The sequence below is a fragment of the Streptomyces glaucescens genome, assembly GCF_000761215.1.
GTDB classification, from domain to species: Bacteria; Actinomycetota; Actinomycetes; order Streptomycetales; family Streptomycetaceae; genus Streptomyces; species Streptomyces glaucescens_B.
The window spans coordinates 1,817,501-1,834,956 of record NZ_CP009438.1; the positions used below are offsets into that span (position 1 = coordinate 1,817,501).

15 protein-coding genes and 1 rRNA gene (1 of these 16 cut by a window edge) are annotated in these 17,456 nt (G+C 72.1%); 8 read left to right on the forward strand and 8 right to left on the reverse strand.

The genetic code is table 11. From position 1 onward, the window contains the following. Together SGLAU_RS07810 and SGLAU_RS07815 are read right to left on the reverse strand one after the other, a co-directional pair. A 16S ribosomal RNA gene (locus tag SGLAU_RS07810) occupies positions 1–233 on the reverse strand; it reaches 1,293 nt to the left of the window's first position. Between the two features lie 521 nt (positions 234–754). Continuing rightward, positions 755–1,396: a DNA-3-methyladenine glycosylase gene (locus SGLAU_RS07815; protein WP_043499559.1), complete on the reverse strand. Its 642-nt coding sequence runs from the start codon at positions 1,394–1,396 to the stop codon at positions 755–757. Positions 1,397–1,490: 94 nt separating this feature from the next. Between SGLAU_RS07815 and SGLAU_RS07820 the strand changes: the two genes are divergently transcribed. From SGLAU_RS07820 to SGLAU_RS07830, 3 genes are all read left to right on the forward strand, one after another. Next, the gene (locus SGLAU_RS07820) at positions 1,491–2,273 is read left to right on the forward strand and encodes a sporulation protein (protein WP_043499561.1); all 783 of its coding nucleotides are present in this window, start codon (positions 1,491–1,493) and stop codon (positions 2,271–2,273) included. A gap of 40 nt (positions 2,274–2,313) precedes the next feature. Further along, positions 2,314–2,853, forward strand: a complete 540-nt coding sequence (locus SGLAU_RS07825) for a YbhB/YbcL family Raf kinase inhibitor-like protein (protein WP_043499563.1) — start codon at positions 2,314–2,316, stop codon at positions 2,851–2,853. A gap of 143 nt (positions 2,854–2,996) precedes the next feature. Then, on the forward strand, positions 2,997–3,503 hold the full coding sequence (locus tag SGLAU_RS07830) for an HNH endonuclease (protein ID WP_043499565.1): 507 nt from the start codon (positions 2,997–2,999) through the stop codon (positions 3,501–3,503). Between the two features lie 97 nt (positions 3,504–3,600). Here SGLAU_RS07830 and SGLAU_RS07835 read toward each other — a convergent pair whose 3' ends face one another. From SGLAU_RS07835 to SGLAU_RS07845, 3 genes are all read right to left on the reverse strand, one after another. Then, a complete protein-coding gene (locus SGLAU_RS07835; protein ID WP_043499568.1) occupies positions 3,601–4,551 on the reverse strand; it encodes an SPFH domain-containing protein in 951 nt (316 codons plus the stop codon). A 129-nt stretch (positions 4,552–4,680) separates the two neighbouring features. Beyond that, positions 4,681–5,112, reverse strand: a complete 432-nt coding sequence (locus tag SGLAU_RS07840) for an NfeD family protein (RefSeq protein WP_043499571.1) — start codon at positions 5,110–5,112, stop codon at positions 4,681–4,683. A 106-nt stretch (positions 5,113–5,218) separates the two neighbouring features. Continuing rightward, a complete protein-coding gene (locus SGLAU_RS07845) occupies positions 5,219–6,016 on the reverse strand; it encodes an ABC transporter ATP-binding protein (protein ID WP_043499573.1) in 798 nt (265 codons plus the stop codon). 151 nt (positions 6,017–6,167) lie between these two features. On the opposite strand from SGLAU_RS07845, the gene SGLAU_RS07850 reads away from it, so the two are divergent. Beyond that, positions 6,168–6,956 (forward strand): hypothetical protein, encoded by a 789-nt coding sequence (locus SGLAU_RS07850; RefSeq protein ID WP_043499575.1) that lies wholly within the window; start codon positions 6,168–6,170, stop codon positions 6,954–6,956. A gap of 332 nt (positions 6,957–7,288) precedes the next feature. Here SGLAU_RS07850 and SGLAU_RS07855 read toward each other — a convergent pair whose 3' ends face one another. Both SGLAU_RS07855 and SGLAU_RS07860 read right to left on the reverse strand, forming a co-directional pair. After that, on the reverse strand, positions 7,289–7,930 hold the full coding sequence (locus SGLAU_RS07855; RefSeq protein WP_043499577.1) for a response regulator: 642 nt from the start codon (positions 7,928–7,930) through the stop codon (positions 7,289–7,291). After that, the gene (locus SGLAU_RS07860) at positions 7,923–9,068 is read right to left on the reverse strand and encodes a GAF domain-containing sensor histidine kinase (protein ID WP_043499578.1); all 1,146 of its coding nucleotides are present in this window, start codon (positions 9,066–9,068) and stop codon (positions 7,923–7,925) included. The genes SGLAU_RS07855 and SGLAU_RS07860 overlap by 8 nt, the downstream gene beginning before the upstream one ends. Before the next feature lie 242 nt (positions 9,069–9,310). Here SGLAU_RS07860 and SGLAU_RS07865 point away from each other — a divergent pair, with 242 nt between their 5' ends. From SGLAU_RS07865 to SGLAU_RS07875, 3 genes are all read left to right on the forward strand, one after another. Continuing rightward, on the forward strand, positions 9,311–10,009 hold the full coding sequence (locus tag SGLAU_RS07865) for an SDR family NAD(P)-dependent oxidoreductase (protein ID WP_043499579.1): 699 nt from the start codon (positions 9,311–9,313) through the stop codon (positions 10,007–10,009). Further along, complete coding sequence (locus SGLAU_RS07870; RefSeq protein ID WP_107408962.1) at positions 10,006–11,115, forward strand: S-adenosylmethionine:tRNA ribosyltransferase-isomerase; 1,110 nt, start codon at positions 10,006–10,008, stop codon at positions 11,113–11,115. Before SGLAU_RS07865 ends, SGLAU_RS07870 begins: the two co-directional genes overlap by 4 nt. A gap of 276 nt (positions 11,116–11,391) precedes the next feature. After that, a complete protein-coding gene (locus tag SGLAU_RS07875) occupies positions 11,392–12,192 on the forward strand; it encodes a transglycosylase SLT domain-containing protein (protein ID WP_043499581.1) in 801 nt (266 codons plus the stop codon). A 79-nt stretch (positions 12,193–12,271) separates the two neighbouring features. Here SGLAU_RS07875 and SGLAU_RS07880 read toward each other — a convergent pair whose 3' ends face one another. Further along, positions 12,272–14,854 (reverse strand): FHA domain-containing protein, encoded by a 2,583-nt coding sequence (locus tag SGLAU_RS07880; protein WP_208868892.1) that lies wholly within the window; start codon positions 14,852–14,854, stop codon positions 12,272–12,274. A gap of 1,305 nt (positions 14,855–16,159) precedes the next feature. Between SGLAU_RS07880 and serB the strand changes: the two genes are divergently transcribed. After that, the gene (gene serB, locus SGLAU_RS07885) at positions 16,160–17,368 is read left to right on the forward strand and encodes a phosphoserine phosphatase SerB (protein WP_043499584.1); all 1,209 of its coding nucleotides are present in this window, start codon (positions 16,160–16,162) and stop codon (positions 17,366–17,368) included. The last annotated feature ends 88 nt before the right edge of the window (positions 17,369–17,456 follow it).

Here is a 17,456-nt window from a genome sequence, read left to right on the forward strand (position 1 = left end):
GCCGCGGGCTCATCCTGCACCGCCGGAGCTTTCGATCATCAAGGATGCCCAAGACAATCAGTATCCGGTATTAGACCCCGTTTCCAGGGCTTGTCCCAGAGTGCAGGGCAGATTGCCCACGTGTTACTCACCCGTTCGCCACTAATCCCCACCGAAGTGGTTCATCGTTCGACTTGCATGTGTTAAGCACGCCGCCAGCGTTCGTCCTGAGCCAGGATCAAACTCTCCGTGAATGTTTACCGGTAATCCGGTCGACACCACGAGAGCGGTGCGAGAGGAGGAATAGTCCCCTCGCACACAGCGTCCTCGCTGTGTTTTTTCAAAGGAACCTCGACCATCGGTTGTCCGATGGACGGGGTATCAACATATCTGGCGTTGACTTTTGGCACGCTGTTGAGTTCTCAAGGAACGGACGCTTCCTTCGTACTCACCCTCTCGGGCTTTCCTCCGGGCGCTTCCCTTCGGTCTTGCGTTTCCGACTCTATCAGATCATTTTCTCGATCCGATTCCCTGTCGGCGGGACGTCTCGGGCTTCGGGCTTTCGCCCTGCGGCCTTTCGACATTCACTACGTTAGCCCATTCCCTCGCCAGCTCATAATCGGGCTTCCGCGGTTCTGAATTCAGACGTGCGGACACGTCGGAATTCACCCCCGCCGAGGGGATGTCGCAAGTAGTGGGTTGTCCGCTCCGGCTGCTGTGATGGCAGTACCCGGTTCAGCGGCTCGGGCCACGTTACGGACTCGCGCGAGCAGAGTCAAGTGCGTCGCCGGCGGGGGACATGGGCCCGGTAGGGGCTCACGGTCGGGTCGTCGGCGACCCAGAAGCGCCAGGGGTGCACGGCGCCCTCTCCGGAGACCCCGGTGCGCGGACCGTTGCGTACCTGGTCGGAGGGGACGGGCGTGCCGGTCAGCATGCGAAGCGGGGTGTCGCCGGCGGTGCAGGCGTCGACGCCGTCCTGGGCGCGGTCCACGTCGAGGGCCGTGGCCAGGCGGGCCGGGCCTTTGGCCAGTTCCTTGTCGTTCCGGGCCGAGAGTCGACGGGTGCGCGCCAGCTCGGCACCCTCGATGATCTCCCCCGCGCGGAGCAGCACGGCGGCGGCTCGGCCTTCCGGTCCGCACACGAGGTTCATGCAGTGCCACATGCCGTAGGTGAAGTAGACGTACACGTGGCCGGGCGCGCCGAACATCACGGCGTTGCGGGGGGTGCGGCCCCGGTAGGCGTGGGAACCCGGGTCGTTCTGGCCGTCGTAGGCCTCGACCTCGGTCAGGCGCAGGGCGATCGGACCGTCCGGGGTGGTGCGTACGAGGATGCGTCCCAGGAGTTCCGGGGCGACCTCGAGGACGGGTCGGTCGAAGAACTCTCGGGGCAGGGGCGTACGGTCGGGGGTCGCGATCATGCCGTCCGAGGGTAGTGCAGGGGGAGGGCGCGGAACCGGGGGCCGCCGGATCGCGTTTGTAGGGATCAAGGGTCCACTCGCTAGAGGGAGAGTCATGCCGTTCAAGAAGCTGCTCGCGAGCCTGGGTGCCGGCGGGGCGTCCGTCGAGACGGTGCTGACCGAGGTCAACGTGGTGCCGGGCGGTGTCGTCCAGGGCGAGGTGCGGATCCAGGGCGGGTCCGTCAACCAGCAGATCGAGGCGCTGTCGGTGGGGCTGCAGGCCCGGGTCGAGGTCGAGGGCCAGGACACCGAGTACAAGCAGGACATCGAATTCACCAAGGTGCGGCTCGGTGGCGCCTTCGAGCTCCAGGCGAACGCGGTGCACGCGGTGCCGTTCACGCTGGACATCCCGTGGGAGACGCCGATCACGATGATCGACGGTCAGGCGCTGCGCGGCATGGACATCGGGGTGACGACCGAGCTGGAGATCGCGCGGGCCGTGGACTCCGGTGACCTGGACCCGATCAACGTGCACCCGCTGCCGGCGCAGAAGGCGATCCTGGACGCGTTCATCCAGCTCGGTTTCCGCTTCAAGAACGCGGACATGGAGCGCGGTCACATCCGGGGCACCCGGCAGAAGCTGCCGTTCTACCAGGAGATCGAGTTCCTGCCGCCGCAGCAGTACCGGGGGCTGAACCAGGTCGAGCTGAGCTTCGTGGCCGATCAGAACGCGATGGACGTCGTCCTGGAGATGGACAAGAAGCCGGGCATGTTCAGCGAGGGCAGCGACACGTTCCGGTCGTTCCAGGTGGGACTGAACGACTATCAGGCGACCGACTGGGCGGCGTACCTCAACCAGTGGCTGTCCGAGGTCGGTTCCAAGCGGAGCTGGTTCTAGTCTCGGTACCCACGGACCGCAACGATCAGGAGGTACCGAGGTGACCGAGCTCAAGCGGCGGCCTCTCCCCCACGACTTCCACCCGCCCGTGCCGTCCTTCACGGTGACCAGCGACGACGTCGAGGAGGGCGCCACGCTGAAGGACGCCCAGGTCCACGCGAAGGGCAACACCTCGCCGCAGCTGCGGTGGGAGGGCTTCCCGGACGGGACCGAGAGCTTCGCCGTGACCTGCTACGACCCGGACGCTCCGACCGGCAGCGGATTCTGGCACTGGGTGGTGTTCGACATCCCGGCCTCGGTGACCGAGCTGCCCGCGGGTGCCGGCAGCGGCAAGTTCGAGGGACTGCCCGAGGGTGCCGTGCACGCGCGCAACGACTACGGCACGAAGGACTTCGGCGGTGCCGCGCCGCCGCCCGGGGACGGGCCGCACCGGTACGTGTTCACGGTGTACGCGGTGGACCGGGAGAAGCTCGGTCCGGACGCGGACGCCAGTCCTGCCGTGGTCGGCTTCAACCTGCGGTTCCACACCCTGGCGCGGGCCCAGCTGATCGGTGAGTACGAGGTGCCCGCCGAAGCCTGAGGTTCACCGGGCGTTTGCCCGCCGCTGGTCATGGAAGTGACCAGGGGCGGGCATTTTTATTGCGTTGTCCATCTCGGCGGGCCCGGCCAGAGTTGATCCAGCCCGCCGAGGGGTGGGCCGGTGCACACGGGAGGTGGGCTGGTATGCGTGACACGCTGGTGCTGAACGCGAGCTTCGAGCCGCTGTCGACGGTGACGCTGAACCGAGCCGTCGTTCTGGTGCTCCAGGACAAGGCCGTCGTCGAGCAGGCCCACCCCGAACTGCGGATGCGGGGAGCGGAGGTCGACATACCGGCGCCCCGGGTGATCCGGCTGTGCAGGTACGTGAGGGTGCCGTTCCGAAGACAAGCGGCGTGGTCGAGGCGGGGCGTGCTGGCGCGGGACCGGCACCGGTGCGCGTACTGCGGCGGGCGGGCGACGACCGTGGACCACGTGGTGCCGCGGTCGCAGGGGGGCGGGGACACCTGGCTCAACACGGTCGCCTCGTGTGCGGAGGACAATCACCGCAAGGCGGACCGGACTCCGGAGCAGGCGGGCATGCCGTTGCTCGCCAAGCCGTTCGAGCCGTCGCCTGCGGATGCGATGCTGCTGGCCCTGGGACGGGACGAGTTCGAGGCGCTGCCCGAGTGGCTGGCGCTGGATGCGGCGTAGAGCGTAGGGGCCGCGGGTCGTCCGTGGCCCGTCGCGCGGTTCCCCGCGCCCCTGACGGGGTGCGGGGAACCGTTGTGCGTGCGGTGCCGCGGTGCTGTCAGTCGAGGGTCGGCTTCTCGCGGCGGTCCTGGGTGGAGGTGCCGTTGGCCCCGCCGGTGCCCGAACCGCCGCCGAGCCCGCCGAAGTTGCCCATGGCGCCGGACAGGCCCTTGAGGGCGTCGCCGATCTCGCTGGGGACGATCCAGAGCTTGTTGGCGTCGCCTTCGGCGATCTTCGGGAGCATCTGGAGGTACTGGTAGCTGAGCAGCTTCTGGTCCGGGTCGCCGGCGTGGATGGCCTCGAAGACCGTGCGGACGGCCTGGGCCTCGCCCTCGGCGCGCAGGGCCGCGGCCTTCGCCTCACCCTCGGCGCGCAGGATCTGGGACTGCTTCTCGCCCTCGGCGCGCAGGATCTCCGACTGGCGGACACCCTCGGCCTGGAGGATCGCGGCGCGCTTGTCGCGGTCGGCACGCATCTGCTTCTCCATCGAGTCCTGGATGGAGGTGGGCGGCTCGATCGCCTTGAGCTCGACGCGGTTGACGCGGATGCCCCACTTGCCGGTGGCCTCGTCGAGGACGCCGCGCAGCGCCGCGTTGATCTCCTCGCGGGAGGTCAGGGTGCGCTCCAGGTCCATGCCGCCGATGATGTTGCGCAGCGTGGTGACGGTGAGCTGCTCGATCGCCTGGATGTAGCTGGCGACCTCGTAGGTGGCGGCGCGCGCGTCGGTGACCTGGTAGTAGATGACCGTGTCGATGTTGACGACCAGGTTGTCCTGGGTGATCACCGGCTGCGGCGGGAACGGCACGACCTGTTCGCGCAGGTCGATGCGGTTGCGGATGGTGTCGATGAACGGGACGACGATGTTGAGGCCCGCGTTGAGGGTCCGTGTGTAGCGGCCGAAGCGCTCGACGATGGCCGCGCTGGCCTGTGGGATGACTTGGATCGTCTTGATCAGGGCGATGAAGACCAACACCACCAGAATGATCAGGACGATGATGATCGGTTCCATCGTCGCTTCCCCGTACCCTTCTCCGCCTCGGCTTGTGGAAGATCTTATGGTTGAGAAGATCTTGCTGGTCGAGTCTCGCAGACCGTCACCCGACTCGGGGGCTGTTCGGTCGAGTTGCGTCATACGAGGTCACATGACGATCGCCGTGGCCCCTTCGATGTCCACGACGTCGACCTCCTGGCCGACCTCGTAGGCGCGGCCGGTGTCGAGGGCCCGGGCCGACCAGACCTCTCCCGCGAGCTTGATGCGTCCGCCGGAGGCGTCGACGCGTTCCAGGACGACGGCTTGTCTGCCCTTCAACGCGTCGATGCCGCTGACGAGTTGGGGCCGCTGGGAGCGGTGCCGGGCCGCGATGGGGCGTACCACCGCCACGAGGGCGACCGAGACCGCGACGAAGACGAGTACCTGGACCACGATGTCGCCGCCGAGGGCGGCGGCGACGGCTGCGGCGACACCGGCCGCCGCGAGCATGCCCAGCTCGGGCATGGCGGTCACCACGAGCCCGATCCCGAGCGCTGCCGCGCCGACGAGCCACCACACCCATGCGTCGATGTCGTTCACACGGCCATGGTAGGTCCGCGGGTCCCGCCGCCGACAGGGCGCGATCCCCGGAACGCGCCCTGCCGGTGGCGGTGTTGGCGGTGCGGCCCGGCGGGTGACGCGGAGGTCAGGCGAGCGGCAGGCCCTGGGCGGTCCAGCGGTCGCCGACCTGCTCGACGACGAGCGGGAGGCCGAAGCAGAGGGAGAGGTTGCGGGAGGTGAGTTCGAGCTCCAGGGGGCCCGCGGCGAGCACCTTGCCCTGGCGGATCATGAGGACGTGGGTGAAGCCGGGGGCGATCTCCTCGACGTGGTGGGTGACCATGAGCATCGAGGGGGCGATCGGGTCGCGGGCGAGCCGGCCGAGGCGGCGGACCAGGTCCTCGCGGCCGCCGAGGTCGAGGCCGGCGGCGGGCTCGTCGAGGAGCAGCAGCTCGGGGTCGGTCATCAGGGCGCGGGCGATGAGGGTGCGCTTGCGCTCGCCCTCGGACAGGGTGCCGAACTTGCGGTCCAGGTAGTCGGACATGCCGAGGCGGTCGAGGAAGGCGCGGGCGCGCTGCTCGTCGACGTCCTCGTACTCCTCCTGCCAGGCGGCCGTCATGCCGTAGGCGGCGGTGAGCACGGTCTGCAGGACGGTCTGGCGCTTGGGGAGCTTGTCGGCCATGGCGATGCCGGCCATGCCGATGCGGGGGCGCAGTTCGAAGACGTCGGTGCCGGGCCTGCCGAGGGTCTCGCCGAGGATGGTGGCGGTGCCCGTGCTGGGGTAGAGGTAGCTCGAGGCGACGTTGAGGAGGGTGGTCTTGCCGGCGCCGTTCGGGCCGAGGATGACCCAGCGCTCGCCCTCCTTGACCGACCAGGAGACCTGGTCCACCAGAGCCCGGCCCTCCCGGACCACGGATACGTCCTGAAGCTCCAGAACATCGCTCATGAGCGCGTTGTCTCCCCTTGCAGTGTCGCCGGTCTCGGCTGTCGCGTACGCCTGTGGCTCGGTCGGTCGCGCCGGTGGGCGCAGCCCTCCATGAAATCTACGCCACCGGTCGACCCGGACATTCCCTCGGTCTGGTCCTTAGGGTGGGGGCATGCTCACGGAACCGCGCTCTGGACGCCTCGCCGCTTGGGGAAATGCCCTTCTTGCCGGACTTGTCTCACCGGATGACGCCGCGCTCGCCGTCGTCGGGGACGATGCCGTCCATCGGGTGGCGGGGCTGCCGGGAGAGCCGGCGCCCGTGGGGCTCACGCTGGCGCTGGGGCGGCTGCGGGCGCTGGGGGCCACGGGCCTGCGGGTCGCGCTGCCGGCGCCGGGGCATCCGCTGGGGCTGAGCGGACCGCCGGAGTTCAACGCGCGGGCGCTGGACGCCGAGGAGGCGGTGATCTGTCACGGCGCCGCGCTGGGGATGGTGCCGGAGGTGTCCGAGGCGGGACCCGAGGGCGATCTGCACGTGGAGGTCGTCTGGCACTGTCTGCCGGTGCGGGAGGCGCCGCCGGCCGACGTGCCCTCGCTGGGCGAGGCGGAGCGGGAGCTGGCGGAGGCGCTGCGGGAGGCGACGGAGGTCCTGACGCGGCTGGACGTGGCCGCTTCGGGGCCGGTCGCCGAGGCGGCCGTCGACGCGTACCGGGCGCGCGCCGAGCGGGGGCGGGAGGTGCTGGCGCCGGGGTACCCGCCGCGGGCGGTGCGGGTGCTGGAGCTGGCGCAGCGGATCGGCGCGCTGATCGCGGTGGCGTCCGAGAACGGGCACGGGGGCGCGGTGAGCGCCGCGGAGATGGCCGCTCGGGCGCAGGCGCTGCGGCCGGTGGAGCGGACGGCGCGGCGGGCACAGGTCGCGGCGTACAACGCGATGGTGGAGGAGCGGGAGCGCGGGACGCGCTGAGCGGGCGGTGCGTGGGGCCGGTGGGGCGCCCAGGCCGCCGCGCCGGCGGGGCACGGTGCCGGTGAGCGGGGTGCCGGTGAGCGGGGTGCCGGTGAGCTGGGGGCCCGGTGACGGGGTGCTCGGTGAGCTGGGGGCCGGTGAGCTGGATGTTCGCTGGGCGGCGCGCCGGTAGGGCAAGGTGCCCGTGAGCGGGGCGCCGGCAGGGCTCGATGCCGGGCGGGCGACATGCCACAGGGCGGAGACGGGCGGGAGACGGGGACCGGCACCGGACAAGGACGCGTCGGTCGTCGGCGATTCCCCGCCGGCGTTCGCGGCGCCGCGCTCGGGGCTGTTCAGCCCGTGAGGCCGTGGCGGACGGCCCACAGGGCGGCCTGGGTGCGGTCGGCCAGGTCCAGCTTCATCAGGATGTTGGAGACGTGGGTCTTGACGGTCTTCTCGGAGAGCACCAGGGCCCGTGCGATCTCCCGGTTGGAGCGGCCGTCGGCGATCAGGCCCAGCACCTCGCGCTCCCGCTCGGTGAGCGACCCGGCTCTGCCCTGGCCGGAGGCCGCGTCCTCCTGGGACAGCAGGGCGCCCGCCACCTCCGGCTGGAGCAGGATGTGCCCGGCGTGCACCGAGCGGATGGCACCGGCGAGGGCGTCGGGATCCACGTCCTTGTAGACGTACCCTGCGGCGCCGGCGCGCAGGGCCGGGACCACCGTGCGCTGCTCGGTGAAGCTGGTGACGATCAGCACGCGCGCGGGGTTGTCCAGTTCCCGCAGTCTGCGCAGCGCCTCGACGCCGTCCATGCCCGGCATCTTGACGTCCATGAGCACGACGTCGGGTCGCAGTTCCTCGGCGCGCTCGACGCCCTCCGCGCCGTCGGCTGCCTCGCCGACGACCTCTATGTCGTCCTGCACCTCCAGGAAGGTGCGCAGGCCCCGGCGGACCACCTGGTGGTCGTCGACGAGCAGCACCTTGATTGCGTCAGCCACCGGGGACCTCCATCTCGATCGTGGTGCCCTTGCCGGGCGCCGACTCCACGGTCAGTCTGCCGCCGACGCCGCTCGCCCGGTCCCGCATGGAGACCAGGCCGAGGTGGCGGCCCGCGCGGCGCACCCCGCGCGGGTCGAAGCCGCTGCCGTCGTCCGTGACGCGCAGGACCGCGCCGCCGCCGCGCTTGTGCAGGGAGACGTCGACGTGGCCGGCACCGGAGTGCCGCAGCGCGTTGTGCAGGGCTTCCTGGGCGACCCGCAGCAGGGCCTCCTCCTGGGCGGCGGGCAGCGCCCGCACCCCGCGGCTGTCGAAGGTGACGCGTGCGCTGTGGGCGCGGTCCAGGACCTGGATCTGGGTGCGCAGGGTGGCGACCAGGCCGTCCTCGTCGAGGGCGGCGGGGCGCAGTTCGACGACGGCGGCGCGCAGCTCGTCGGCGGCTTCGGCGGCGAGCGCGGCGACCTGCTGGAGTTCGCCCTTGGCGCGGCCCGGGTCGCGGTCGACGAGGGCGGCGGCCGCCTGGGCGGTCAGGCGCAGCGAGAACAGCTTCTGGCTGACGGCGTCGTGCAGCTCGTGGGCGAGGCGGGAACGCTCCTCGGCGATGGTCAGCTCGCGGCTGCGCTCGTAGAGCCGGGCGTTGGTGAGGGCGATGGCCGCGTGCTGGGCGAGGATGGCGAGGAGTTCCTCGTCGTCCTCGGTGAAGCCGCACGCGCCGTCCGGGCGCGCACAGTTCTTGTTGGCCAGGAAGAGGGCGCCGATGATCTCGTCGCCGTCGCGGATGGGCAGGCCCAGGAAGTCGGCCAGCTCCGGGTGGGCGGACGGCCAGCCCTCGAAGCGGGGGTCCTTGCGCACGTCGGCGAGGCGTTCGGCGCGGGCCTCGTGGAGCATCGAGGCGAGGATGCCGTGCTGGCGCGGCAGGGGGCCGATGGCCTTCCACTGCTCCTCGCTGACGCCGTCGACCACGAACTGGGCGAAGCCGCCGTGGTCGTCGGGCACACCGAGGGCCGCGTACTGCGCGTCGAGCAACTCGCGGGCGGAGGCGACGATCGTCTTGAGGACGTCGCGCACCTCCAGGTGCCTGCTCATGGCCAGCAGCGCGGAACTGACCGCGGCGAGGCCGGACCGGGGGCCTTGACTCATGACTCCACGCTACCGGCGGGGTGTGACAGCGCGGATCCGACCGGTGACCGCGGTGGTCTGGTCCCCGGGGCCTAGGGCGGAGGTCGCGGGCCCGCGGTGCAGGACGAAGGGCCCCGCCGGTGTGCGGCCCGCGTCCGAGGTGCGGGGGGCGGTCCGGTTCCTACGGTGGGGCCACGCCGAGGGACGGCGGCGGGGGGTGGACGCGGTGCGCGGCCACCCCCGCAGACGAGGGGACGTGGATCATGCCGGTGGCGGTCATCACGGGGGCGTCGAAGGGGCTGGGGCGGGCGCTCGCCGAGGCGCTGGCCGGGCGCGGCTGGGATCTGGTGCTGGACGCCCGCGGCGCGCGGGCGCTGGAGGAGACGGCGGCGGCGCTCGCCGGGCTCGGGGCGCGGGTGACGGCCCTGCCGGGGGACGTCACGGACGCCGGGCACCGCGCGCGGCTGGTGGCGGAGGCCTGGCGGCTGGGCGGGGTGGACCTGCTGGTGCACAACGCGAGCGCGCTGGGCGCGGAGCCGCTGGTGCGGCTGGAGGAGCTGGCCCCGGACGGGCTGCGCCGGGCGCTGGAGGTGAACGTGGTGGCCGCGCTGGGCCTGGTTCAGGAGGCGCTGCCGCTGCTGCGGGCCTCGGCGGCGGGCACGGTCGTGGTCGTCAGCTCGGACGCGGCCGTGGAGGCGTACGGGTCGTGGGGCGGTTACGGGGCGTCGAAGGCGGCCCTGGACCGGCTGGCGGCGGTGCTGGCCGTGGAGGAGCCGGGGCTGCGGGTGTGGGCGGTGGACCCCGGGGACATGGCGACCGACCTGTACGCGGCGGCCGTACCGGACGACGACGCGCCGCGGCCCGAGCCGGCCCGCGTGGTGCCGGCGTTCCTCCGGCTGCTGGAGGAGCGGCCGGCGAGCGGGCGGTACGCGGCGGCCGCGCTGTCGGCGGGTGCGCGATGAGGGCGCCGGCCCTGCGGGTGCCCGAGGCGCTGTCCGCGCGGGTGCCGGCCGAGCAGCGGGGGCCGGGACTGGACCGGGACGCCGTACGGCTGCTGGTGTCGCGCGGGACGCGGGTGTCGCACCACGCGTTCGGGGAGCTGCCCCGGCTGCTGCGGGCCGGTGACCTGCTGGTGGTGAACACCTCGCCGACGCTGGCCGCGGCGGTGGACGGGCTGCTGGGGCACGCGCGCGTGGTGGTGCACTTCTCCGCCCGGGGGGACGACGGCCGGTGGGCGGTGGAGCTGCGGGAGCCGGACGGGCGGGGCACCACGCGTGCGCGTGCGGGCGGGCCGGCGGGAGCGGTGCTGTGTCTTCCGGCGGGTGCCCGGCTGCTGGTGGAGGAGCCGCTGGGCGAGGGCGGCGGGCGGCTGTGGTGGGCACGGGCGGAGGGTGCGGACGTCCGCGCGGTGCTGCGGGAGCACGGGCGGCCCATTCGCTACTCCTATACGGAGCGGGATCAGCCGTTGTCCGCGTACCAGACGGTGTTCGCGCTGCCGTCGCCCGACGGGGAGGGGAGCGCGGAGATGCCGAGTGCGGCGCGGCCCTTCACCCACCGGATGGTGACGGAGCTGGTGAGCCGTGGGGTGCGGTTCGCGCCGGTCGTGCTGCACGCGGGGGTGGCGTCGGCGGAGGCGCACGAGCCGCCGGCCGCGGAGCGGTTCGCGGTGCCGGAGACGTCGGCGCGGCTGATCGACGCGACGCGCGCGGCCGGGGGCCGGGTGATCGCCGTGGGGACGACGGCGGTGCGCGCGGTGGAGTCGGCGGTGGACGCCGGCGGGGTCGTGCGCGCGCGTGCGGGGTGGACGGATCTGGTGGTCACCCCGGAGCGGGGGGTGCGGGGGGTGGACGGGCTGCTGACCGGGCTGCACGAGCCGGAGGCCTCGCATCTGCTGATGCTGCGGGCGGTGGCGGGGCGTGCCGCGGTCGAGCGCGGGTACGAGGAGGCGGTGCGCGGGCGGTGCCTGTGGCACGAGTTCGGGGACGTGCATCTCGTCCTTCCGGACAAGCCCCTCACGCAGAGCGTTGCGAGGGCAACCTTGGGTGAGTCCGCGGCTCGGGTGATGTGAGCCCGCGCATAGGGCCCAGGTCACGTACGAAGGCGCCTAGGAGTGAGGGCGCTCGGGATGAGCGGGACAGACGGTCCAATCTGTCCGGATTTGCCCCTAGGTGATCCACTACCCGGCATCGTACGTCACATCTTTGCCTGGGGTTTTTGCTGCCGCTAAGAATGGCTGCCGTCGCTCAGCGCCGCGGGTCCAGGGCCCGCGGCGTTCGTGCGGGAGGATCCCGTTCCCCGCCGGACGCAGAGCGACCTCCGCGCTATTCGAAGAGGTCCATCCGCCATGCCCAAGAACACCCAGAACCCCGGTCACAGTCGCGTGCCGACCAGGACGCACAAGATCGCGCTCACCGGTGTCGCCGCCCTCGGCGCGGCCGGCCTCGCGTTCTCGCTCGTCCCGGCCGGCGGCCACACGACCACGACCGAGGCCGGTTCCGCGGCCGCGGTGGCCTACAGCTCCGAGCCCATCAAGGACGTCAAGGGCACCGTCACCGACCAGCTCGCCGGCGCGAGCGTGAAGGTGGAGTCGATCGAGGCGAAGCGGAAGGCCGCCGCCGACGCCGCCGCGAAGCTGAAGGCGGCGGCCGAGGCGAAGGAGAAGGCCGCCGCCGAGGAGGCGGCGCGGGCGGCCGAGAAGGCCGCCGCGGAGCACGCCGCCAAGGAGCAGGCCGCCGAGGAGGCGGCTCGGGAGCGTGCCGCGCAGGCCGCCGCGAGCCGCACCGTGAAGCGCGTCGCCGTCCAGCCGGCCGCCGTGCAGACCTACCCGGACAACCTCGACGGCTGGATCCGCGAATCGCTCGCGATCATGAAGAAGCACGGCATCCCCGGCTCCTACAGCGGCATCCACCGCAACATCATGCGGGAGTCCTCGGGCAACCCGCTGGCCATCAACAACTGGGACATCAACGCCCAGAACGGCATCCCGTCGAAGGGCCTGCTCCAGGTCATCCCGCCGACCTTCCAGGCCTACCACGTCCCCGGCACGTCCTGGGACATCTACGACCCGGTCGCCAACATCACCGCCGCCTGCAACTACGCGGCCGACCGCTACGGCTCGATGGACAACGTCAACAGCGCCTACTGAGGCCGGCGCGGACCTCGGTAGCGCCGAAGGGCGGCACCCTCCTGACGGGGTGCCGCCCTTCGGCGTCGTACGACGGGTGCTACTTGCGCATGACCTCGGGCTCGTGGCGGCGCAGGAAGCGGGCCACGAAGAAGCCGCAGACCACGCCGAGCGCGATCAGGGCCGCCATGTCCAGGCCCCAGGCGCCCAGGCTGTGCTCCCACAGCGGGTCGGTGTCGGCGCCCTCCTCGGGCGGGCTGATCCGGTTGAAGTCCAGCGTGGCGCCCGCGGCGGCGACCGCCCAGCGCGACGGCATCAGGTACGAGAACTGGTTGACGCCGACCGTGCCGTTCAGGGCGAACAGGCAGCCGGTGAAGACCACCTGGATGATCGCGAACATCACCAGCAGCGGCATGGTCTTCTCGGCGGTCTTCACCAGCGAGGAGATGATCAGGCCGAACATCATCGAGGTGAAGCCCAGCGCCATGATCGGCAGGGACAGCTCGACGAGGGTGGCGCCGCCGAGGATCAGGCCCTCCTCGGGGATCTCCCGGCTGGCGAAGCCGATCACGCCGACCAGCAGGCCCTGGAGCACGGTGATCACACCGAGCACGAACACCTTGGACATCAGGTACGCCGAGCGGGACAGGCCCGTGGCGCGCTCGCGCTCGTAGATCACCCGTTCCTTGATCAGCTCACGGACGGAGTTGGCCGCGCCGGCGAAGCAGGCGCCGACGGCGAGGATCAGCAGCACGGTGGTGGCCGTGCCGTTCGGGATGATCCGGCCGGTCTGCGCGTTGACGTTGGGCAACAGGCCCTGGTCCGGCTTGATGAGCAGGCTCACCGCGCCGAGGACGGCCGGCAGGATCACCATCAGGGCGAGGAAACCCTTGTCGGAGACGATCACCGACACGTAGCGGCGCACCAGGGTGACGAACTGGGACGTCCAGCCCTGCGGCTTCGGCGGCCGGATGCCCTGCATCGGCTGCGTCTGCACGGGCTGCGGGGCGACGGCGTCGATGTCCGCGGCGTACATCTGGTAGTGCTGCGAGCCCTTCCAGCGGCCCGCCCAGTCGTAGTCGCGGTAGTTCTCGAACGCGGAGAAGACGTCGGCCCAGGTGTCGTAGCCGAAGAAGTTCAGCGCCTCCTCGGGCGGACCGAAGTACGCCACGGCGCCGCCGGGCGCCATCACCAGGAGCTTGTCGCACAGCGCCAGCTCGGCCACCGAGTGGGTGACGACGAGGACCGTGCGGCCGTCGTCGGCGAGGCCGCGCAGGAGCTGCATGACGTCGCGGTCCATGCCCGGGTCGAGGCCGGAGGTCGGCTCGTCGAGGAAGATCAGTGACGGCTTCGTCAGCAGCTCGAGGGCGACCGAGACGCGCTTGCGCTGGCCGCCGGAGAGCGAGGTGACCTTCTTGTCCTTGTGGATGTCGAGCTTCAGCTCGCGCAGCACCTCGTCGATGCGGGCCTCGCGCTCGGCGCCGGTGGTGTCGGCGGGGAAGCGCAGCTTGGCCGCGTACTTGAGGGCCTTCTTGACGGTCAGCTCCTTGTGCAGGATGTCGTCCTGCGGGACCAGACCGATGCGCTGGCGCAGCTCGGCGAACTGCTTGTAGAGGTTGCGGTTGTCGTACAGCACCTCGCCCTGGTTGGCGGGGCGGTACCCGGTGAGCGCCTTCAGCAGGGTCGACTTGCCGGAGCCGGACGGGCCGATGACCGCGATCAGCGACTTCTCCGGGACGCCGAACGAGACGTCCTTGAGGATCTGCTTGCCGCCGTCGACCGTGACGGTCAGGTGGCGGGCGGAGAAGGAGACCTCACCGGTGTCGACGAACTCCTCGAGGCGGTCGCCGACGATCCGGAACGTCGAGTGGCCGACGCCCACGATGTCGGCCGGGCCGAGCAGCTGCGAGCCGCCCTTGGCGATCGGCTGGCCGTTGACGTACGTGCCGTTGTGGGATCCCAGGTCGCGGATCTCCATGCGGCCGTCGGGCGTCGCGTGGAACTCCGCGTGGTGCCGGGAGACCTGGAGGTCGGAGACGACCAGGTCGTTCTCCAGGGCACGGCCGATGCGCATCACGCGGCCGAGCGAGAACTGGTGGAACGTGGTGGGGCTGCGGTCCCCGTAGGCCGGCGGCGCCCCCGCGGCCCCGCCGGACTGCTGCGCGAAGTGGTCCGCCGGGGAGTGGTGCTGCGGCGGGACGTGCGCTGCCGGCTGCTGGGGCGGCACCTGCCCGGCGGAGTGCTGCGGCTGCTGCCAGCCCGCCTGCGGCACCTGCTGCTGCGCGGCCTGCTGCGGCGCGGCCTGCGGCTGCTGCGCCCATCCCGCGCCGGCGCCCTGTGCGGCGTACGGCTGCTGCTGAGGCTGGGCCTGCGGCGTGACGGCGGCCTGCGCGGCGCCGGAGAGCGTCACCAGCGGTCCGTCGGTCGCGTTGCCCAGGTGCACCGCCGAGCCGGCGCCGATCTCCAGGTGATGGATCCGCTGGCCCCGCACGAACGTGCCGTTGGTGCTGCCGTGGTCCTCGATGACCCAACTGCGGCCGTTGAAGCTGACCGTGGCGTGCCGCCAGGAGACCCTGGCGTCGTCGAACACGAGGTCCCCCTGGGGATCGCGTCCGAGTGTGTAGGACCTGGACGCATCGAGCGTCAAGGTCCGTCCGTTTGATTCCAGTACGAGTTCCGGCACTCCATGCCCCACTGAGTTGTCCCCCGAATTACCCCCGTCGCGGGGAGTCTAGGGATGTCGAACATCGGGGGGAACTATTTCAGGAGGGGCCCCCTGACCGAAAGTCGGGCCTTGTGAAGACCGAGCGCGGCGCGCGCAAGCACCCTCGCCGACGGGGTCGAAACCTGCCCGGAGGGTGGTAATCCCCCGCGAGGGGGACAAGCACGGCAGTCGTGCCACGCTGCGGACGGGGCGGCGGCGAGGGGTGGTGGGGGCGCGCGGCAGAGCCCGCGGATGCCCCGAGCAAACGTGCAGAATTCCGCGATCGGCGGCCCTGAGCTGGGCGTTGACCGCGCCGCCGGGGACGGCCGGGCTCGGCCCGCGGCCGCCGGGAGCCGAGGCGGGCGGGTGCGCCGGGGCCGGTGACCGCGGCGGCGGTGGCGTTCGGGCGGCCGGTTCCGTCACGCCGGCCGGTGAGGTGTCCGTGTTCGGTCCGGAGGGCAGGGAGAACGGCGACCGCCGTCGAGATCGCGCCATCGTGCGTGAGCCTGGCCCGGTTCGCCAGGAAGGGTCGCGGTTCTCCCCGCGGTCGTTGCGCGCGGCCGGAGTTGGCGCCGTCGCCGCCGAACTCCTCGACCGTGCGGGGGCGGTGGCCCTGCGTGGGGGGCGACCGTGCGGGGGCGGTGGCCCTGCGTGGGGCGGTGGGCCCTGCGTGGGGGCGGTGGCCGAGCGCAGGGGCGATGGCCGGGCGCGCGGGTGCTGGGCCCTGCGTGGGGGCGGTGGCCGGGCGCGGGGGTGGTGGCCGAGCGTTGCGCCCCGGCGGCACCGAACCCGGCGGCCGATCCGTACCCGCGGCCGCCGCGGGGTGCGGCCGGGCGGCCGGATCGCGGGCGTGCTGCGGGCAGGAGGTGGGGCGGGAGCATGCCTGCCGCGGGAAGCGCCGCCTGGGGGGACAGCCTGCCCCGGGGAAGTGCCCGCCCGAAGGGGACAACCTGCCTCGGGAAACGTGCCTGCCTGACGGGGACAACCCGCCCCGGGGAAGTGCCTGCCTGACGGGGACAACCTGCCCCCGGGGGAAGTGCCTGCCTGGGCGCCGCACCCGGCGGGTCGGGCCGTCTCCTGCCACGCCGCACCCGGCGGGGACCGGCCGTCTCCTCCCCCGCCGGCCCGACCCGCACGGTCCCGCGGCGCTGCGGGGCGGGGTCCGCGGCGGGTGGCCGGGCGTCGTGCCGGGTGGGCGTCGCCTCCGCGACGCCCACTGTTCACTGTCCGCCAGGCGGACCTCGGGCGCGGACGGCACGGGGTGCCGGATACGGTGGGAGCACCATGAGCGCTACGCAGACCTCCGACGTCCCCACTCTCCTGGTCAAGATCTTCGGCAAGGACAGGCCGGGCATCACGGCCGGACTCTTCGACACCCTCGCCGCCTACTCCGTCGACGTGGTCGACATCGAGCAGGTCGTCACGCGGGGCCGGATCGTGCTGTGCGCGCTCGTGACCGAGCCGCCCCACGGGCTGGAGGGCGACCTGCGCGCCACCGTCCACAGCTGGGCGGAGTCGATGAGGATGCAGGCCGAGATCATCTCCGGCCTCGGCGACAACCGCCCGCGCGGCCTCGGCCGCTCCCTGGTGACCGTGCTCGGCCACCCCCTCACCGCGGAGGCGACGGCCGCCATCGCCGCCAAGATCACCAAGGCGGGCGGCAACATCGACCGGATCTTCCGGCTCGCCAAGTACCCGGTGACCGCGGTGGAGTTCGCGGTCTCCGGGGTGGAGACGGAACCGCTGCGCACCACGCTCGTCACCGATGCCGCGGCGCTCGGTGTCGATGTGGCGGTCGTGGCGGCGGGGCTGCACCGGCGGGCCCAGCGGCTGGTGGTGATGGACGTGGATTCCACGCTCATCCAGGACGAGGTGATCGAGCTCTTCGCGGCGCACGCCGGCTGTGAGGAGCAGGTCGCCGAGGTGACCGCCGCGGCGATGCGCGGGGAGCTGGACTTCGAGCAGTCGCTGCACGCACGGGTGGCGCTGCTGAAGGGTCTCGACGTCTCCGTGGTGGACAAGGTGCGCAGCGAGGTCCGGCTGACGCCGGGCGCCCGCACCCTGATCCGTACGCTGAAGCGGCTCGGCTACCAGGTCGGCGTGGTCTCCGGAGGATTCACGCAGGTCACGGACGATCTGAAGGAGCGGCTGGGGCTGGACTTCGCCCAGGCCAACACCCTGGAGATCGTGGACGGCAAACTGACCGGGAAGGTCACCGGCGAGATCGTGGACCGCGCGGGCAAGGCGCGGCTGCTGCGCCGGTTCGCCGCGGAGGCGGGCGTGCCGCTGTCGCAGACGGTGGCGATCGGCGACGGCGCCAATGACCTGGACATGCTGAACGCGGCGGGGCTCGGGGTCGCCTTCAACGCCAAGCCGGTGGTGCGGGAGGCGGCGCACACCGCGGTGAACGTGCCGTTCCTGGACACCGTGCTGTACCTGCTCGGGGTCACCCGGGAAGAGGTCGAGGCCGCGGACGCGCACGAGGAGGACTGACGGCGCTTCCCCGGGTGAAGCCTCCGGAAACGGAGCGCGGCCGCCGCGGGAGGCACGGGAGCGAGGCTCTGCGGGGGCCGGTGCCGGC